Source organism: Streptomyces sp. NPDC016640, from assembly GCF_043076215.1.
GTDB lineage: Bacteria > Actinomycetota > Actinomycetes > Streptomycetales > Streptomycetaceae > Streptomyces.
Map to the genome: position 1 here is coordinate 259,110 of NZ_JBIBRG010000007.1, position 14,520 is coordinate 273,629.

Consider the following 14,520-nt stretch of genomic DNA (forward strand, 5'->3'; position numbering starts at 1 on the left):
CCCGCCCGGGGAGGGGACGGCTACCGGTCGAGGGACCTCTCGACCGAGGCCAGCGGCAGGGCGAACAGCGCCCGGCCGGACTGGGACCACAGGACGCCGGTCTCCTGCCAGTAGGACAGCGACGTCGCCCCGCCGCTCCAGCAGCGGTGCGTCTCGTCCGCCCCGCAGCGGGTGGGCCGGGCCCCGTCGGTGTCCTGCCGCCACAGCGTGCCGCGCTCGTCCGGCGCCCCGGCGGTCCGGCCGAGATACCAGCCCGACCGGTACGACAGCACACTGTGCACACCGGTCAGCTCGGTCTCGTACGCCGCGACCGCGTGCGCGTGCGCCACCGGATCCGTCTCCAGCAGCCCTCTCCGCTCCGGGTCGGTGCTGAACGCGTACCGCCACAGCCGGGTGGGCCCGTCGTCGTCCGGGGGCGCCGCCTCGTGCGCGACCAGGCTGTCGGGCGCGGTGCTGCGATCCAGGGAGATGCCGCCCGGCCGGGGGGAGCCGGCCCCGTCCGCCCGGTAGGAGGCGACGGCCGGCAGCACGTAGCGCGCCCCGGCGGCCGACCAGCCGCCGGGCACCCGGCCCACCGGCGTGCCGTCCACGGTGGCCCGCTGGACCCGGTCCACGTCGTACACGTACAGCGTGCTGTTCTCGCCCCGGCCTGCGGTGACCAGCAGTTTGTCCTGGTACCAGACCATGCCGGACACGGCGGAGCCGAGCCCGCGGTAGTCGTGGCCGCCGTCCACCGGAACGGTCAGCAGGGCCCAGGTGTAGCTGAGGCGGTCCGGGTCACCGGCGTCGACGAAGGCGACGCGGGCGAGACCGCCCTCGGCCGTCGTGCCCGCCCGGCTCCAGCCGGAGAGGATCACCCGGTGCTCGCCCCAGCGGCCGTCGTCGTCGGCGTCCCCGGAGGTGGTCACCGCGCCGGACCGCCAGCCGTCGGTGTCGGCGCCCGGCCAGCAGTACGCCCGCGTCGCGGCCGGTTCGACCGGCAGGGCACGCCGGTCGTCGGCCGTGCAGTCGTCCGCGTCGCGCAGGGAGCCGTCGGGGTCGGCGAGCACGGCACCGACGCCGACGGGCCGGCCCATCCCTTCGGAGAGCCGGTCGAGCGTGCCGCGCGGGACGCCGCGCTCGGTCAGCCGCAGCGGAGTGGTCTCGGCGGACGCGGTCAGCGGTTTCAGCGCCCCGGGGTCGGCGGCGTCGGTGGCCTGCGAGGCACTGATCATCGTGGCGGCCGCGGTCAGCGCGAGGGCGGTCCCGGCCAGCGTCGCCCGCAACACCCTGCTCCGCCTGCGCCGGCGGTGTCTGCCGCGATGCTTCATAACCGTCCTCCCGAGGCGAGTCAACTGCGTCCGGTGAGCCGCGGGTTGACCGTGAAGCAGATGGGATGGCCCGTACCTGGATGCTACGTCAGACGCACCCGGCGGGTGACGAAGACCCCGTAATTGCACGCCGGCCGGCCGTCCGGAGCCCGCCCCCGGGCACGGGTGTGCGACAGCGGGCGGTCCCGGCGGGGGCCCGCCCACCGGGGGCGACGGCCCCGGTCACCCGCGGGGTCCGCAGCGGGACCGGCGTGCCGGGATCAGCGGTCCGGAGACGGCGGGTGGCGCCGCCTCAGGGCCGGGGCCGCAGAACGGGGGAGGAGGTCGCGGGGGTCGTCCGGAAGGAGGAGGTCGACCGCGGTGCCCTCCGCGAAACGGTACGGCCGGTGGTCCAGGAGGGTGCCCAGATAGCGGCGCACCCGGGACATCTCCGCGCGCACCGTCACCGTACGGGCCGGGTCGCCGAAGACGTCCCGGGCGAGGTCCGCGGCGCTGCGGCCGGCCCGGTGGACGGCCAGCAGGTACAGCAACTCGGCGTGGCGGGGGCTCAGTTCCCGGCTCCACGAACCCGTCCCGCCGGACACCTCCACCGACCGGCGGCGCGGGTCCCCGAGGTCCAGCACGATCCGGGTCGCGGCACGCGCCACCGGCTCGTCCGCCGCCCGCACCAGCCAGCCCCCGGCCAGCGGCTCCAGCGAGCACCGGCCCAGCGCCGGCAGCCACCGCATCCCCGCCGACGCCGACTCGGGCAGCGCGAGCCGCTCCGTGTACGGCGTCCCCGTCACCGCCGCCGTCCACCCGTCGCGGTCCACCACCAGCGCCCGCCCGTCGATCCGGGCCAGCACCGGCGTCGCCACCGCGCGCAGCCGTTCCAGCGACCGCGCGTGCGTCTCCCGCAGCCGCGCCTCGGCGAGCCTGGCCACCGAGTCGACCCAGGCCAGCGTGGCCGGATGCATCGTCTCCAGCGGCCCGCTCACATCCACCACACCGATCAGCCGCCCGTTCCGCGGGTCCGTGATCGGCGCCCCGGCACACGTCCACGCGGCGTGCGAGCGCACGAAGTGCTCGGAGGCGAAGACCTGCACCGGACGCCCCGTCACCGCCGGGGTGCCCACCCCGTTGGTGCCGACCACGTCCTCGCGCCAGTCCGCGCCGACCTCCAGGCCCAGCCCGTCGGCCCTGCGCAGCACCGGCGCGCTGCCCTCCCGCCACAGCACCCGGCCCTCCTCGTCGGCCACCACCATGATGTGGTGGGCGACGTCCGCGACCGACAGCAGCCCCTCCCGCAGCACCGGCAGCACCTGCCGCAGCGTCGAGGACTCCCGCCGCCGCTGCACCTCCTCGGCGGACAGCAGACCACTGCGCAAGCCGTGGTCCGGGTCCACGCCGCTGCGCAGCATCCGCTCCCAGGACTGCCCGATCACCGGCCGCGGAGCCACCGGCGCGCGCTGCCCGGCCAGCGCGGCGGAGCGGACCTCGCTGAGCACCCGGGCCGCACGGGTGGTGTCGAGGGCCGCCAGCTGCGTCACGTCCATCGGCGAGAGTGCCACCGGTCCTCCCGGGAGAAAGGGCTGTCCGTCCCATACTGCCGCCCGCTCCCGGTGTCCACGCCCGGTACGGCCGGTGCGGCGCCGAGTTGCAACCCACTGCAACCCTGGCGGGACGGCCCACGGCTGATCGAGACTTGAGCGACGCCGTCCCGAGCGGCGGCGTCCACGGCTCGCAAGGGGCCAAGTGCGGCGGGGGTGGTGCCGTGTCGGCGCAGCACCACCCCCGCGTCGCGCCCGCGCGCCGTCCCTCAGGAGACCGGCCGGGCCCGCTCCACCACCGCCGCCAGATCCAGCGTGTGCGGCAGCGTCCCGAAGGCCGCGCCCCCGTCCCCGCCCAGTCGCGCCGCGCAGAACGCGTCCGCCACCTCCGGCGGCGCGTACCGCACCAGCAGCGACCCCTGCAGCACCAGCGCCAGCCGCTCCACCAGCCGCCGCGCCCGCCCCTCGACGCCCTCCAGGTCCGCCAGGTCGGACAGCAGGTTCTTGATCGCCCCGTCCAGCCGGTGGTCGGCCCCCCGTGCCTGCCCGACCTCCCGCAGATACGCGTCCAGCGCCCCCGGCTCCCGGCGCAGCGCCCGCAGCACGTCCAGCGCCTGGACGTTGCCCGCGCCCTCCCAGATCGAGTTCAGCGGCGACTCGCGCACCAGCCGGGGCATCCCCGACTCCTCGACGTACCCGTTGCCGCCCAGGCACTCCGCCGCCTCCACCGCGAGCGGCGCGCACCGCTTGGTCACCCAGTACTTGGCCGCCGGCACCGCGATCCGCAGCAGCGCCCGCTCCTGCTCACCGCCGTCGTCGTAGGCCGCCGCCAGCCGCAGCGCGAGCGTGGTGGCCGCCTCCGACTCCAGCGCGAGGTCGGCGAGCACATTGCGCATCAGCGGCTTGTCGGCGAGCCGCCCGCCGAACGCCTCGCGGTGCGTGCAGTGGTGGACGGCCTGCGCCACGGCCTGCCGCATCAGCCCCGCCGAGCCCAGCACGCAGTCGAGCCGGGTCGCCGCCACCATGCCGATGATGGTGCGCACCCCCGCCCCCTCGTCCCCGACCCGGCGCGCCCACGTGCCGTCGAACTCGACCTCGGCGGAGGCGTTGGACCGGTTGCCCAGCTTGTCCTTGAGCCGCTGGACGAGGAACACGTTGCGCGTGCCGTCCGGCAGCACGCGCGGCACCAGGAAACACGTCAGGCCCCCGGGCGCCTGCGCCAGCACCAGGAAGGCGTCCGACATGGGCGCCGAGCAGAACCACTTGTGCCCGGTCAGCTCGTACGCGCCGTCCTCCGCCAGCGGCCGCGCGGCCGTCGTGTTGGCCCGTACGTCGCTGCCGCCCTGCTTCTCCGTCATGCCCATCCCGAACAGGACGCCGGCCTTCTCCCCGGCCGGCCGCAGGGCACGGTCGTAGACCATGGAGGTCAGCCGGGGTTCCCACTCCGCCGCCAGCGCCGGGTCGGCGCGCAGCGCGGGGACCGCCGCGTGGGTCATCGACAGCGGGCAGCCGTTGCCGGCCTCGACCTGCGTCCACACCAGGAACGCCGCCGCCCGCCGCACATGCCCGCCCGGCCGTCCCCAGGCCGCCGTCAGCCCCGCCGAGACGCCCTTGCCGAGCAGCCGGTGCCAGGCGGGGTGGAAGTCGACCTCGTCGACCCGGTGACCGTAGCGGTCGTGGGTGCGCAGCCGCGGCGGATGCTCGTTGGCCTGCACCCCCCACTCCTGCACCTGCGCGGAGCCGGCCGTCCGTCCGAGCCCCGACAACTCGGACCGGCCCTCCTCCAGCACATCCGGGTCCAGATGCCGCTCGACCGCCTCCACCAGGGCGCGGTCGGCGCCGAACACGTCGTACTGCACCAGCGGGGGAGCCTGGTTGGTCACGGTGTGCGTGGTGCCTGCCATGTCCCGAACCTACCCCGCGGTACGCCCGCCTCACCCGGCGAACCGGCCTGTGGGTGAGTGCGACCAGGCACGACGGATACCTTTAGGTCGTGCAGCCAGCAAGCGAATCCCCCGACGCGCCCTCCGGCCGCCTCCACCGGGCCCGGGCCCTGTACCGGAACGTCTCCAAACGCAGGACCGCCTGGCTGCTGCTGAAGGACACCGTCAACTCCTGCATCGAGTACCGCATCCTGGGCCTGGCGGCGGAGGCGGCGTTCTTCACCCTGCTGTCCGTGCCCCCGCTGCTGCTCAGCATGATCGGCCTGCTGGGCTACGTCGACGCCTGGACCGGCGCCGACACCATCCAGAGCCTGCAGCGCAACCTGCTCGACGCCTCCCGCACGGTCCTCTCCGACCGGGGCGTGAACCAGATCGCGGAGCCGATCCTGGCGGACGTGACGAAGGGCGGCCGGCCCGACGTCATCTCCCTCGGCTTCCTGCTCGCCGTGTGGTCGGGCTCCCGCGCGGTGAACGTCTTCATCGACACCATCACCGTGATGTACGGCCTCGACGGCGTCCGGGGCATCGTCAAGACCCGGCTGATGGCGTTCCTGCTGTTCATCGTCGCCCTGCTGATCGGCTCGATCGCGCTGCCGCTGATGGTCGCCGGCCCGGACGCGGTCGTGCGGATCGTGCCCTGGTCCACGACCGTCGTCCAGATCCTGTACTGGCCGGTCGTGATCCTGCTGTCGATCGCCTTCCTCACCACCCTGTACCACGTGTCCGTGCCGGTGCGCTCCCCGTGGATCGAGGACGTGCCCGGCGCGCTGGTCGCCCTCGGCATGTGGGTGCTCGGCAGCTTCCTGCTGCGGATCTACCTCACCAACACCGTCGAGGGACCCACCATCTACGGCTCCCTCGCCGCCCCCGTCGCCGTACTGCTGTGGATCGGTGTGGCCGCGTTCGCCGTGCTCGTCGGCGCCGCCGTCAACGCGGCCATCGACCGGGTCTGGCCGGCCGCCGCGACCGCCGCGGCCCGCGAGGCCAACGAGCGGCTGCGGCAGGCGCAGGTCGCCGAGTACGTGGCCCGCACCGCCGCGGCCGGCGGGGCGGACCCCGACATGCCCTCCGAGTTCCCCGAACGCTGGTCCCGCTTCCTGCCGCCGGAGGACGTCACGGCCCGCCTGCGCACCCATGCGCGGACCGCCCACCCGAGGAGCGGCGACGAACCGGACCACGAGGAGAAGTGAGCCCCGGCCGCCCGCGACGCGGCCCGCACCGTCGGCCCGGCCGCGCGGGCGGCGTGCGCCACCCGCGCGGCCGGCATCCGGCACGTCCCGAGGCGCCCGCGGCGACCGGGGGGATGCCCGCCGTGCCCGCGCACTCCGCCTCCGTGTCATGCGCCGGGTCGGCTGCCGTGCGCCGCGGGGAACCGCCGCCGGACGGCTCGTCCCACGAGCCCGCGTCTACGCTGACCCCATGGACGCACTCACCGGCCTGCTCGAGGGCCCCCGCGCCCGCGGCGCGTTCATGATCAGGGCGTGTTTCGACCCGCCGTGGGCGGTACGGGTGGAGGACCGGGCCCCGCTGACGGTGATGCTCCTCGCCCGCGGCGAGGCGTGGATCGTGCCCGACGCGGGAGAACGGCTGCGGCTGCGCCCCGGCGACCTCGCCATCGCGCGCGGCCCCGACCCGTACACCTGCGCCGACGACCCGGACACGGCACCGCAGGCGCTGATCCTGCCGGGCGGCGGGTGCCACCACCCCGACGGACGCCCCCTCGACGGCGTGATGGACCTCGGCGTCCGCACGTGGGGCGACCGGCCGGACGGCGAGGCGGTGATGCTGATCGGCACCTACCGGATGCGGGGCGAGACCGGCGGCCGGCTCCTCGACGCGCTGCCGCCGCTGCTCTCCCTCACCACCGACGTGTGGGACTGCCCGCTCACGCCCCTCCTCATGGAGGAGGTCGTGCGCGACGCACCGGGTCAGGAGGTCGTCCTGGACCGGCTGCTGGACCTGCTGGTCATCGCCGCGCTGCGGGCCTGGTTCGCCCGTCCGGAGGCGGAGCCGCCCGCCTGGTACCGGGCGCGGGCGGACCCGGTCGTGGGGCCCGTGCTGCGCCTGCTCCAGGACGATCCCGCGCACCCGTGGACGGTCGCCGCACTCGCCGCGAAGGCCGGCGTCTCCCGGGCCGCCCTGGCCCGCCGCTTCACGGAGCTCGTCGGCGAACCCCCGATGACCCACCTCACCGGCTGGCGCCTCGCCCTCGCCGCCGACCGGCTCCGCGACACCGGCGACACCGTCGGCGCGATCGCCCGCGGGGTCGGATACGGCAGCGCCTTCGCCCTGTCCGCGGCCTTCAAACGGGCCTACGGCGTCAGTCCCCAGGAGTGGCGGACGCGGGGCGCGTAGCCTGGGCCGCGTGTACAGGGAGCGGGCCTCACGGCTGCTGCCGGGCGCGGTCGTGTGGACCAGCACCCCGGCCGGGGACGGGCAGGGCAGGGTGCTGCCCGACGGCTGCATGGACCTGCTCTGGAACGAGGGCCGCCTGCTGGTCGCCGGTCCCGACACGCGCGCGCACCTCACCGGAGGGGCGCCGAGCACCTGGGCGGGCATCCGCTTCCGCCCCGGCACCGCGCCCGCCCTGCTGGGCGTCCCCGCGCACGAACTGCGCGACCGCCGCGTCGACCTGGCCGACCTGTGGCCGGCGGCCCGGGTCCGCCGGCTGGCCGCCCGCGTCGACGCGGCGGTCGACCCGGCGCACGGCCTGGAGGAGCTGGCGCGGCGCCGGGCGGCGGAGACCGCCCCGCCCGACCCCCTGCTCGACCACCTCGTGGCCGCTCTCGGCGCGGGCCGCCCGGTCGCCACGATCGCCGGCGAACTGGGCCTGGGAGCACGTCGGTTGCACCGCCGTTCGCTGACCGCGTTCGGCTACGGGCCCAAGACGCTGGCCCGCATCCTCCGTCTGCGCCGCGCCCTCGCCCTGGCCCGGGCGGGTGTCCCCCTCGCGGAGACGGCGGCCCGGGCCGGCTATGCGGACCAGTCGCATCTCGCCCGAGACGTACGGCAGTTGACCGGACTGCCGCTGAGGGACCTACTCGCCGCCCGCGGGTAGCGGCGCGAACAGGTCCACCCCGTTCCCGTCCGGGTCGAGGACGACGGCGTACCGCTGTCCCCACACCGCGTCCCACGGCTCGAGTTCGCCACGGCTGCCGGTGCCGGTCATCCCGGCGAACAGCGTGTCGACTTCCGCGGGACTGTCACACCGCAGCGCCAGGGACGCCCGGCCCCCGCCCTTCGGGGGCTCCCGGTCCGGGTGGAAGGACCGGACCACCTCCTCCGTGTCCAGCAACAGCCGCAGTCCTCCCGGAAGCGCGGCCTCCGCGTGTCCTTGCTCCTCGGCCCCCTCCGGGAAGGCGAACCCGAGCCGCCGGTAGAAGGCGACGGAGGCGGTCATGTCGGAGACCACCAGCCCGATGGCATCGAATCGTGCACTCATGCGGCCACCGTAGGACCGGCCCGCCGGACCGGTCTTGAAGGAATCGGACACCGGCCCCCGCCGCACCCGTCCACCGGAGCCACCCGGACGGGGCCGGAGGACCGCCATAGGACATCCCTATACCCCCTGCTCATATTTCGTCTTTGCCTCCCGTTCTTTCCCGAACGTACCGTGAAACCGCTCGACCGGGCGTTCGCCGTGGTGTCTCTCCGAATTCCGGAATTCGCGCTCCGCGCACGCCCGTCCTTTTCCGTCGAGCGCACGGATGAACGATCGAAAGGACCGGTGGCATGGCCACAACCGACAACGGATCGGGAACGCGGGAACTCGCCGGCAGGCGGGCCCTGGTCACGGGCGGTTCGCGCGGCATCGGAGCGGCCGTCGTGCGCCACCTCCTGGACGCGGGCGCCCAGGTGCTCACGACCGCCAGGTCGGCGAGGGGCACGGTGCCGGACGGGACCGCCGCCGCCACGGCCACCCCGCCGCTGGGGCGCGAGGGCCGGCCCGAGGACATCGCCCACGCGGTGCTGTTCCTGGTGTCCGACCGGGCGGGCTGGCTGACCGGAAGCAATCTCGTCGTGGACGGCGGCGAATTTCCCAGGGGATGACGCCGACTCCATTTCGGAACGTCGCCGATTTTCGCGCGATGGAATACGGCGACGTGCGCCCGACCGGTAATCGAGTACGGCACCGGTCCGCGAGAGAAAGAACGGAGGAACCCCGTCATGGGTGAATACAGCGACAAGAACGCGGTGATCACGGGCGGCGGCAGCGGCATGGGATTCGCGATGGCGCGGCTGCTGGTGGACGGCGGAGCGCGCGTGGTGATCACCGGCCGCTCCCGGGCCACGCTCGACGCCGCGCGGGAGCGGCTCGGCGGCAACGCGGTGGCCGTCCGGGGCGATGTGGCCTCCCTGCCCGACCTGGACGCCCTGGCCGACCGGGTGAAGGACGAACTCGGCACGCTGGACGCCCTGTTCGTCAACGCCGGCATCGCACCCCCCACGCCCTTCGGGTCGACGACCGAGGAGGCGTACGACGAGCTGTTCGCGATCAACGTCAAGGGTGCCTTCTTCACCGTGCAGAAGCTCGCCCCGCTGCTGGGCACGGGCGCCGGCGTCGTCCTCACCACCTCGGCCGCGAACGTGATCGGCATGCGGGAGACCAGTGTCTACGCGGCCGGCAAGGCGGCACTGCGCTCGATGGCCCGCAGCCTCTCCAGCGAGCTGCTGCCGCGCGGCATCCGCGTCAACGCGGTCAGTCCCGGTCCCGTCGACACCGGGATCCTGGACAGCGCGATGACCCCGGAGGCCGCCGAGCGGTTCAAGGCGGAGCGGGTCGCGGACAATCCCATGCGGCGCTTCGGCACCCCCGAGGAGGTCGCCAGGGCCGCCGTGTTCCTCGCCTTCGACGCCACGTACACCGCCGGCGCCGAGCTGGCCGTGGACGGAGGTGTCACCCAGCTCTGAGCCGGTCCCGCCGTACCGCCGCGGAGGCGGACTCCGACCAGGTCTCCTCGCGCAGGAGGCCGAGCAGAGCCGTCTCCGCCGGGCCCGCGTCCCGCCGGACCACGGCGATGACGGGGTGGGTCACCACCGGCGACACCGGGCGGGCCAGGTGCCGGTGAGCGTCGGGCACCACGGAGGCCGGGACGAGCGTCACCCCCAGTCCGTGGGCGGCCCAGCGCACGGCCGTCGCCGTCTGGGACACGCGGGCGGCCGTGACCGGGGTCAGGGCGTTGTCCCGCAGCACGTTCTTCAGTACCCCGTCGAGCGCGCTGTCACGGTCGAACCTCACCCACGGCTCGCCCTCCAGCGCGCGCAGCTCGACCCGGTCCGCGGCGAGCTGCGGGTGCCCGGCGCACAGCACCACGACGAGCTCCTCGTCACCGAGGTGGTGGGCGTCGGCGGGGCTCCGCTCGCACGCCGCCATCAGGGCGAGGTCCAGCACGCCCCGGCGGCACAGCCGGTCCAGCTCGGCGGAGCTCGGCTCCTCGAAGACGGTGACCTCCAGCCGCGGGAAGCGGCGGCGCAGCGTGCCCAGCGCGTTCGGCAGCTGCCGCGTGCCGAAGCCCATCTGCACCGCGACCGTCAGCTCGCCCACCAGCTCGTCGGCACCGGCCCGCGCCGTCGCCCTCGCCCGCCGCGAGGCGCTCACCGCGACCTGCGCCTCCCGCAGGAAGGCGCGGCCGACCGCGGTGGGCACCAGGCCGGCCGGCGTGCGGGCGAACAGCCGCACACCGAGGTCCCGTTCCAGGCCGCGGATCTGCTGGGACACCGACGGCTGGGCGACGCGCAGCCGCTCCGCCGCCGCCGTCACCGAGCCCTCCTCGGCGACGGCCAGGGCGTACTCGTACTGACGAAGGCTCATCGGCTCCCGTACCCTCCCCGCGGCGGACCGCCGGTCCGCCCCGTTGCGATCGTCGTCATCGTGAGTGGTCCTCCCCCTGGGGCGCCCGGCGGCGACGCGGGCGGAGGCCGGCCGGGCGGCAGCCGACGTCACGGACGAAGGCGTGCCACCGGGTTCCGGGGCGTGTCCGCCGTGTGCCGTGCGCCGTCCGCCGTGCGCGAGGTGATCCGGTTGCCGGTCGTCCGCACGGTCCGGGCGGTCCGGACGGTCCGGACGACCGTCCGGCGCCGGGTTTCCGCCGCCCTCGCATAGGCTCCGGCGCATGGCAGCCCCCGCACTCCTCGTCCACACCCGCACCACGGACTACCGGCACGATTCCATCCCGGCCGGTGTCGCCGCCCTGCGCGGCCTCGGAGCCTTCGACGTCGAGGCCACCGAGGACCCCGCCGCCTTCGAGGGCCCCCTCGACCGGTACGCCGCCGTCGTCTTCCTCTCCACCAGCGGCGAGGTGCTCACCCCGCCCGGCCGGGAGCGGCTCAGGTCGTACGTCGAGGCGGGCGGCGGCTTCGCCGGGGTGCACGCCGCAGCCTGCACCGAGTACGACTGGCCGTACTACGGCGAGCTGCTCGGTGCCCGCTTCGACCGCCACCCCGCCCTCCAGCCGGGCCGGGCCCTGGTCGAGGACCACGACCACCCGGCCACCCGGCACCTGCCGCGCGTCTGGCACGTCACCGACGAGTGGTACGACTTCCGCGCCGGCCCCCGCGGCCGGGCACGGGTCCTGCTCCGCGCCGACGAGTCCTCGTACGACGGTGGCGGCATGGGCGACGACCACCCCCTGGCCTGGTGCCGCGGCCAGGGCGAGGGCCGCGTCTTCTACACGGCCCTCGGCCACACCCCCGAGATCTACGCCGACCCGGACTTCCGCGCCCACCTGCTCGGCGGGATCACCTGGGCGGCCGCTCGCTGATCACGGCTTGCAGGAGGAGTACGTGTCCACGTCCTCCGGGTCGGGACGGAACCGGTTCTCCCAGTCGCCGGGGTAGGCGGCGACCAGCGCGGGCAGCTGGGCCTTGACGTCACTGGCCCACTCCTCGGTGAGGTACCCGCGCAGGGCTTCGCGGAGCCGGGCGCAGTTCTCCGGCCGGCCCTCCGGCAGCCCGATGCCGTACCGGTTGATGCTCCCGAACGAGACGTCCCGGACGACCTCGAGCGGCACCTTGCTGTTCCGGTACTGCTCCACGTATCCGTAGAGCAGCGCCTCGTCGGTGAACACCGCGTCCACGTCCTTCTGCTGCAGCTTGCGCACGCAGGTCGAGTAGTCGCTCTCCGTGTGCGGCGTCGTGCCGCCGGGCAGCTGCGCGATGGCCGACGTCGATCCCTCGACGGTGCAGACGACCTTGCCGGCCACGTCCTTCTCGTTCCTGATGCCCCGGTAGTCCGCACGGACCAGGAAGCCCTGCTTGGTGATGAAGTAGGGGCCGACGAAGTCGACCCGGTCATCCCGCTCCGGGGTGATGGAGTACGTGGCGATGATCATGTCCAGCGACTTGTTGACGAGCTCCTGTTCCCGCTCGGCGGACACCACGTCGTGGAACTTCGGGGCGAAGCCGATCTCCTCACCGAGGTAGGAGGCCAGGTCGACCTCGAAGCCGCGGTCGTTGTGTTCACGGTGCTGGCTGAATCCCGGCTGGTCGGTCTTGACGCCGATGTAGACCGTGCCGGTGAGGGACTTGTCGTCCGGTTGCGGGTCCGCCTGCTGGCAGGCCGCGGCGGTGAGCAGCAGCAGGGCGGTCACCGTGATGCGCGTGCGCCGGTGGCCGGGGGAGCGGCGCGGGAGCGGGTGACGTCGGGTACGGGTCATGGCTGTCACTGGGGCTTTCCTAATCATCCAAGTGCGCCGAGGCGACGGACAGGTTCAGTTCGCAGCCCTGTTCCGCCCGGAGCCGGACGGACAGTTCGGCATCGGTCGTCCCGCGCCCCAGGTCGAAGGTGAACTCGGTGCCGGGGGCGCCGCTCTGGATCCGGTTCTTCCCGGCGCCGCCCTTGAGGCGCACGGTCAACTCGCTGCCCGGCACGCACACCGGAGCGGCGGGGTCGTGCGGGGCCACGTCGAAGGTGATGGCGAGCCGCGGTTTCGGGTCGCCGGCGTGCACGGTGGCGACGGCGGTGTCGCCGTCCGTCAGGGGCGGGGTGAAGTCGAGGTCGACGTCATGCGTCACGTTCACGGGACGGCTGTCCCAGTACGCCCACGCGGCCAGGGCGGGCAGTCCCACGGTCAGGACGGCCAGCGGAATGACCACGAGGACGAAGGGCGGCCACTGGTGCGGCGCCCTGCCCGGGGCCCGGCGCTCGATGAGCGGCAGCATGGCGGCGGCGAAGGCCAGCAGGGCCCCGGCCGTCACGCCGACCACCGTGGGGTCCCCGCCGAGCGCCAGCCAGACGGCACCCGCGCCGAGGACGGTCACGAGATCGGCCAGGAGCAACAGGGTGAGCCCACGGGTGCCGGCGGTGGCGTCGCGCACCCGCCGAGCCGCGTCCTGGAGCCAATGGGCCGGCGGGTCGGTGCCGCTCGGGGGATCCTCACCTGCCGATGTGCTCGATGTGTCGCTGGTCACGCGGGCAGCATAAGGAGACACGAGGTGGCGCAACAGGCGAAGTCGGAAAAGTGGCTGGGTATGACGCGACATGACCCGTAATCGCGTGCCGATGTGCTACGAGGTGCCCGGTGGCGCCGTACTCGCGCGCTCCACCGGCCGCGTCGACGGTTCCGTGCGGGTGCCCTCCGGGTGGTGGCCGTCCCTCGTGCGCGGCAGGAGGTGCAGGGCCGTCGCCGACGGGTCCTCGAGGACCACGGCACCCGGGTGGAGCAGGTCATCGGTGCCTGGGTCCGGGTGCCACGGTGACCCGGACGGGTTCGTGCGGCTCCCCGTCACCGCGCGGCCGCCCCCTTGCCGCCGACGGCCTCGGGGGACGGCATGCCCGGCGGTGCCGTCTCCGGTCAGCTCCCCGTCGCGATGCCGAGGCCGTCGGGGCCGAGTGCCGCTCGGATCCGTTCGAGCCACCGCGTGCCCAACCGGTGTCCGTCCGGGAGCCGGTCGTCACGGTCCCAGCGCCATGTCGTGATGATCGCCAGTGCGAGCAACCGGCAGGCGCGCAGCAACTCCCGGTCGACGCCCGGATAGTGCTCGCCGACCTCCTCGGGCGCGTGGGCGAGGTCGAATTCGACGGGCCCACGGCAGCACGTCTCCAGGTCGACGAAGAGCAGCCCCTCCTCCGTGGTGAGCACGTTCCCCGGGTGCGGCTCGCCGTGCAGCAGCTGCTCGGCGCCGCCGCGCCCGGCGATCACCCGTCCCGTGCTCCGCAGGGTGTCACCGAGCAGTTCCCGGTCCGCGTCGGCGAGCGCCGGGGTGCGGTCGCGGTCGGCCAGGAGTTCCCGGGCGCAGGCGACCCGCTCCGTGAAGTGCGGCGCCGGGACGTCGAGCGTGCGCATGCCGGCGTGCAGCCGCTCGAGGGTGGCGGCGAAGTCGGCGGGCGGGACCTCGTGGGGGGCCGCGGGTGCGTAGTAGGTCCACAGCGTGATCACGAAGCCGTCGCGTTCGTGGACGCGTGGCTCCACCCGGGGGTCGAGGGCGGCCACCGGGCACCCGGACGCGACGAGCCGCCGGGCGAGGTCGACCTCGAACTGTGCGACCTGCCGCGCCGCCGGTGCGACCCGGGCCAGGACGTCACACGGCAGCAGCCGCAGCGTCACCTTGTTCGAGTCGTGGAGAACGGTCGCGCCCTCGGCCGTGAGGCCCAGTGCCGAGGCGGCCGACAGGGCCGCGGCCGTCGCACGCCGGACTTCCGACGCCTGCATGTCGCTGGTCCTTCTCTCCGTCGTCCATGGGTCCGAAGTCCGTGCCGCACCGCCGGGCAGGGGCCGGCCGGCGATCCCGCGGCCCCGG

At 74.6% G+C, this 14,520-nt stretch carries 14 protein-coding genes; 6 read left to right on the plus strand and 8 right to left on the minus strand.

Annotated features, from left to right (window positions below; all coding sequences use genetic code 11):
• Positions 1 to 20: 20 nt before the first annotated feature.
• The 3 genes from ACF07S_RS17050 to ACF07S_RS17060 all read right to left on the minus strand — a co-directional run bounded on the left by ACF07S_RS17050 (position 21) and on the right by ACF07S_RS17060 (position 4,743).
• Complete coding sequence (locus ACF07S_RS17050) at positions 21 to 1,310, minus strand: hypothetical protein (protein WP_391964894.1); 1,290 nt, start codon at positions 1,308 to 1,310, stop codon at positions 21 to 23.
• 260 nt (positions 1,311 to 1,570) lie between these two features.
• Positions 1,571 to 2,860, minus strand: coding sequence for a GAF domain-containing protein (locus ACF07S_RS17055; RefSeq protein ID WP_391974489.1), 1,290 nt, complete (start codon positions 2,858 to 2,860; stop codon positions 1,571 to 1,573).
• Between the two features lie 248 nt (positions 2,861 to 3,108).
• Positions 3,109 to 4,743, minus strand: coding sequence for an acyl-CoA dehydrogenase family protein (locus tag ACF07S_RS17060; RefSeq protein WP_391964896.1), 1,635 nt, complete (start codon positions 4,741 to 4,743; stop codon positions 3,109 to 3,111).
• An 89-nt stretch (positions 4,744 to 4,832) separates the two neighbouring features.
• Between ACF07S_RS17060 and ACF07S_RS17065 the strand changes: the two genes are divergently transcribed.
• The 3 genes from ACF07S_RS17065 (at position 4,833) to ACF07S_RS17075 (ending at position 7,840) form a co-directional block, all read left to right on the plus strand.
• Positions 4,833 to 5,972, plus strand: a complete 1,140-nt coding sequence (locus ACF07S_RS17065; protein ID WP_391964897.1) for a YihY/virulence factor BrkB family protein — start codon at positions 4,833 to 4,835, stop codon at positions 5,970 to 5,972.
• Between the two features lie 229 nt (positions 5,973 to 6,201).
• Positions 6,202 to 7,137, plus strand: a complete 936-nt coding sequence (locus ACF07S_RS17070; RefSeq protein WP_391964898.1) for an AraC family transcriptional regulator — start codon at positions 6,202 to 6,204, stop codon at positions 7,135 to 7,137.
• A 10-nt stretch (positions 7,138 to 7,147) separates the two neighbouring features.
• Complete coding sequence (locus tag ACF07S_RS17075) at positions 7,148 to 7,840, plus strand: helix-turn-helix domain-containing protein (RefSeq protein ID WP_391964899.1); 693 nt, start codon at positions 7,148 to 7,150, stop codon at positions 7,838 to 7,840.
• On the opposite strand, the gene ACF07S_RS17080 is transcribed toward ACF07S_RS17075, so the two are convergent.
• The gene (locus ACF07S_RS17080; protein WP_391964900.1) at positions 7,820 to 8,224 is read right to left on the minus strand and encodes a VOC family protein; all 405 of its coding nucleotides are present in this window, start codon (positions 8,222 to 8,224) and stop codon (positions 7,820 to 7,822) included. The genes ACF07S_RS17075 and ACF07S_RS17080 overlap by 21 nt on opposite strands.
• Before the next feature lie 290 nt (positions 8,225 to 8,514).
• Between ACF07S_RS17080 and ACF07S_RS17085 the strand changes: the two genes are divergently transcribed.
• A complete protein-coding gene (locus ACF07S_RS17085; protein WP_391974490.1) occupies positions 8,515 to 8,832 on the plus strand; it encodes an SDR family oxidoreductase in 318 nt (105 codons plus the stop codon).
• A gap of 117 nt (positions 8,833 to 8,949) precedes the next feature.
• On the plus strand, positions 8,950 to 9,693 hold the full coding sequence (locus ACF07S_RS17090) for an SDR family oxidoreductase (RefSeq protein WP_391974491.1): 744 nt from the start codon (positions 8,950 to 8,952) through the stop codon (positions 9,691 to 9,693).
• On the opposite strand, the gene ACF07S_RS17095 is transcribed toward ACF07S_RS17090, so the two are convergent.
• Positions 9,680 to 10,594, minus strand: coding sequence for a LysR family transcriptional regulator (locus ACF07S_RS17095; protein ID WP_391974492.1), 915 nt, complete (start codon positions 10,592 to 10,594; stop codon positions 9,680 to 9,682). The two genes, ACF07S_RS17090 and ACF07S_RS17095, sit on opposite strands and share 14 nt — an antisense overlap.
• Before the next feature lie 301 nt (positions 10,595 to 10,895).
• Between ACF07S_RS17095 and ACF07S_RS17100 the strand changes: the two genes are divergently transcribed.
• Positions 10,896 to 11,543, plus strand: a complete 648-nt coding sequence (locus ACF07S_RS17100; protein ID WP_391974493.1) for a ThuA domain-containing protein — start codon at positions 10,896 to 10,898, stop codon at positions 11,541 to 11,543.
• Here the strand turns inward: ACF07S_RS17100 and ACF07S_RS17105 are convergent, their stop codons facing one another.
• From ACF07S_RS17105 to ACF07S_RS17115, 3 genes are all read right to left on the minus strand, one after another.
• Positions 11,544 to 12,437, minus strand: a complete 894-nt coding sequence (locus ACF07S_RS17105; RefSeq protein WP_391964905.1) for a transporter substrate-binding domain-containing protein — start codon at positions 12,435 to 12,437, stop codon at positions 11,544 to 11,546.
• 19 nt (positions 12,438 to 12,456) lie between these two features.
• Positions 12,457 to 13,191: a hypothetical protein gene (locus ACF07S_RS17110; protein WP_391964906.1), complete on the minus strand. Its 735-nt coding sequence runs from the start codon at positions 13,189 to 13,191 to the stop codon at positions 12,457 to 12,459.
• Between the two features lie 383 nt (positions 13,192 to 13,574).
• Positions 13,575 to 14,432 carry a phosphotransferase gene (locus ACF07S_RS17115; RefSeq protein ID WP_391974494.1) on the minus strand — a complete coding sequence of 286 codons (858 nt, stop codon included), beginning with the start codon at positions 14,430 to 14,432 and terminating at the stop codon, positions 13,575 to 13,577.
• Between the last annotated feature and the right edge of the window lie 88 nt (positions 14,433 to 14,520).

Bases quoted from the DNA above. Each gene is read 5' to 3' on its own strand.
- ACF07S_RS17050 (WP_391964894.1), bottom strand. From the start codon at position 1,310: ATGAAGCATCGCGGCAGACACCGCCGGCGCAGGCGGAGCAGGGTGTTG.
- ACF07S_RS17060 (WP_391964896.1), bottom strand. From the start codon at position 4,743: ATGGCAGGCACCACGCACACCGTGACCAACCAGGCTCCCCCGCTGGTG.
- ACF07S_RS17070 (WP_391964898.1), top strand. From the start codon at position 6,202: ATGGACGCACTCACCGGCCTGCTCGAGGGCCCCCGCGCCCGCGGCGCG.
- ACF07S_RS17080 (WP_391964900.1), bottom strand. From the start codon at position 8,224: ATGAGTGCACGATTCGATGCCATCGGGCTGGTGGTCTCCGACATGACC.
- ACF07S_RS17085 (WP_391974490.1), top strand. From the start codon at position 8,515: ATGGCCACAACCGACAACGGATCGGGAACGCGGGAACTCGCCGGCAGG.
- ACF07S_RS17090 (WP_391974491.1), top strand. From the start codon at position 8,950: ATGGGTGAATACAGCGACAAGAACGCGGTGATCACGGGCGGCGGCAGC.
- ACF07S_RS17095 (WP_391974492.1), bottom strand. From the start codon at position 10,594: ATGAGCCTTCGTCAGTACGAGTACGCCCTGGCCGTCGCCGAGGAGGGC.
- ACF07S_RS17100 (WP_391974493.1), top strand. From the start codon at position 10,896: ATGGCAGCCCCCGCACTCCTCGTCCACACCCGCACCACGGACTACCGG.
- ACF07S_RS17105 (WP_391964905.1), bottom strand. From the start codon at position 12,437: ATGACCCGTACCCGACGTCACCCGCTCCCGCGCCGCTCCCCCGGCCAC.
- ACF07S_RS17115 (WP_391974494.1), bottom strand. From the start codon at position 14,432: ATGCAGGCGTCGGAAGTCCGGCGTGCGACGGCCGCGGCCCTGTCGGCC.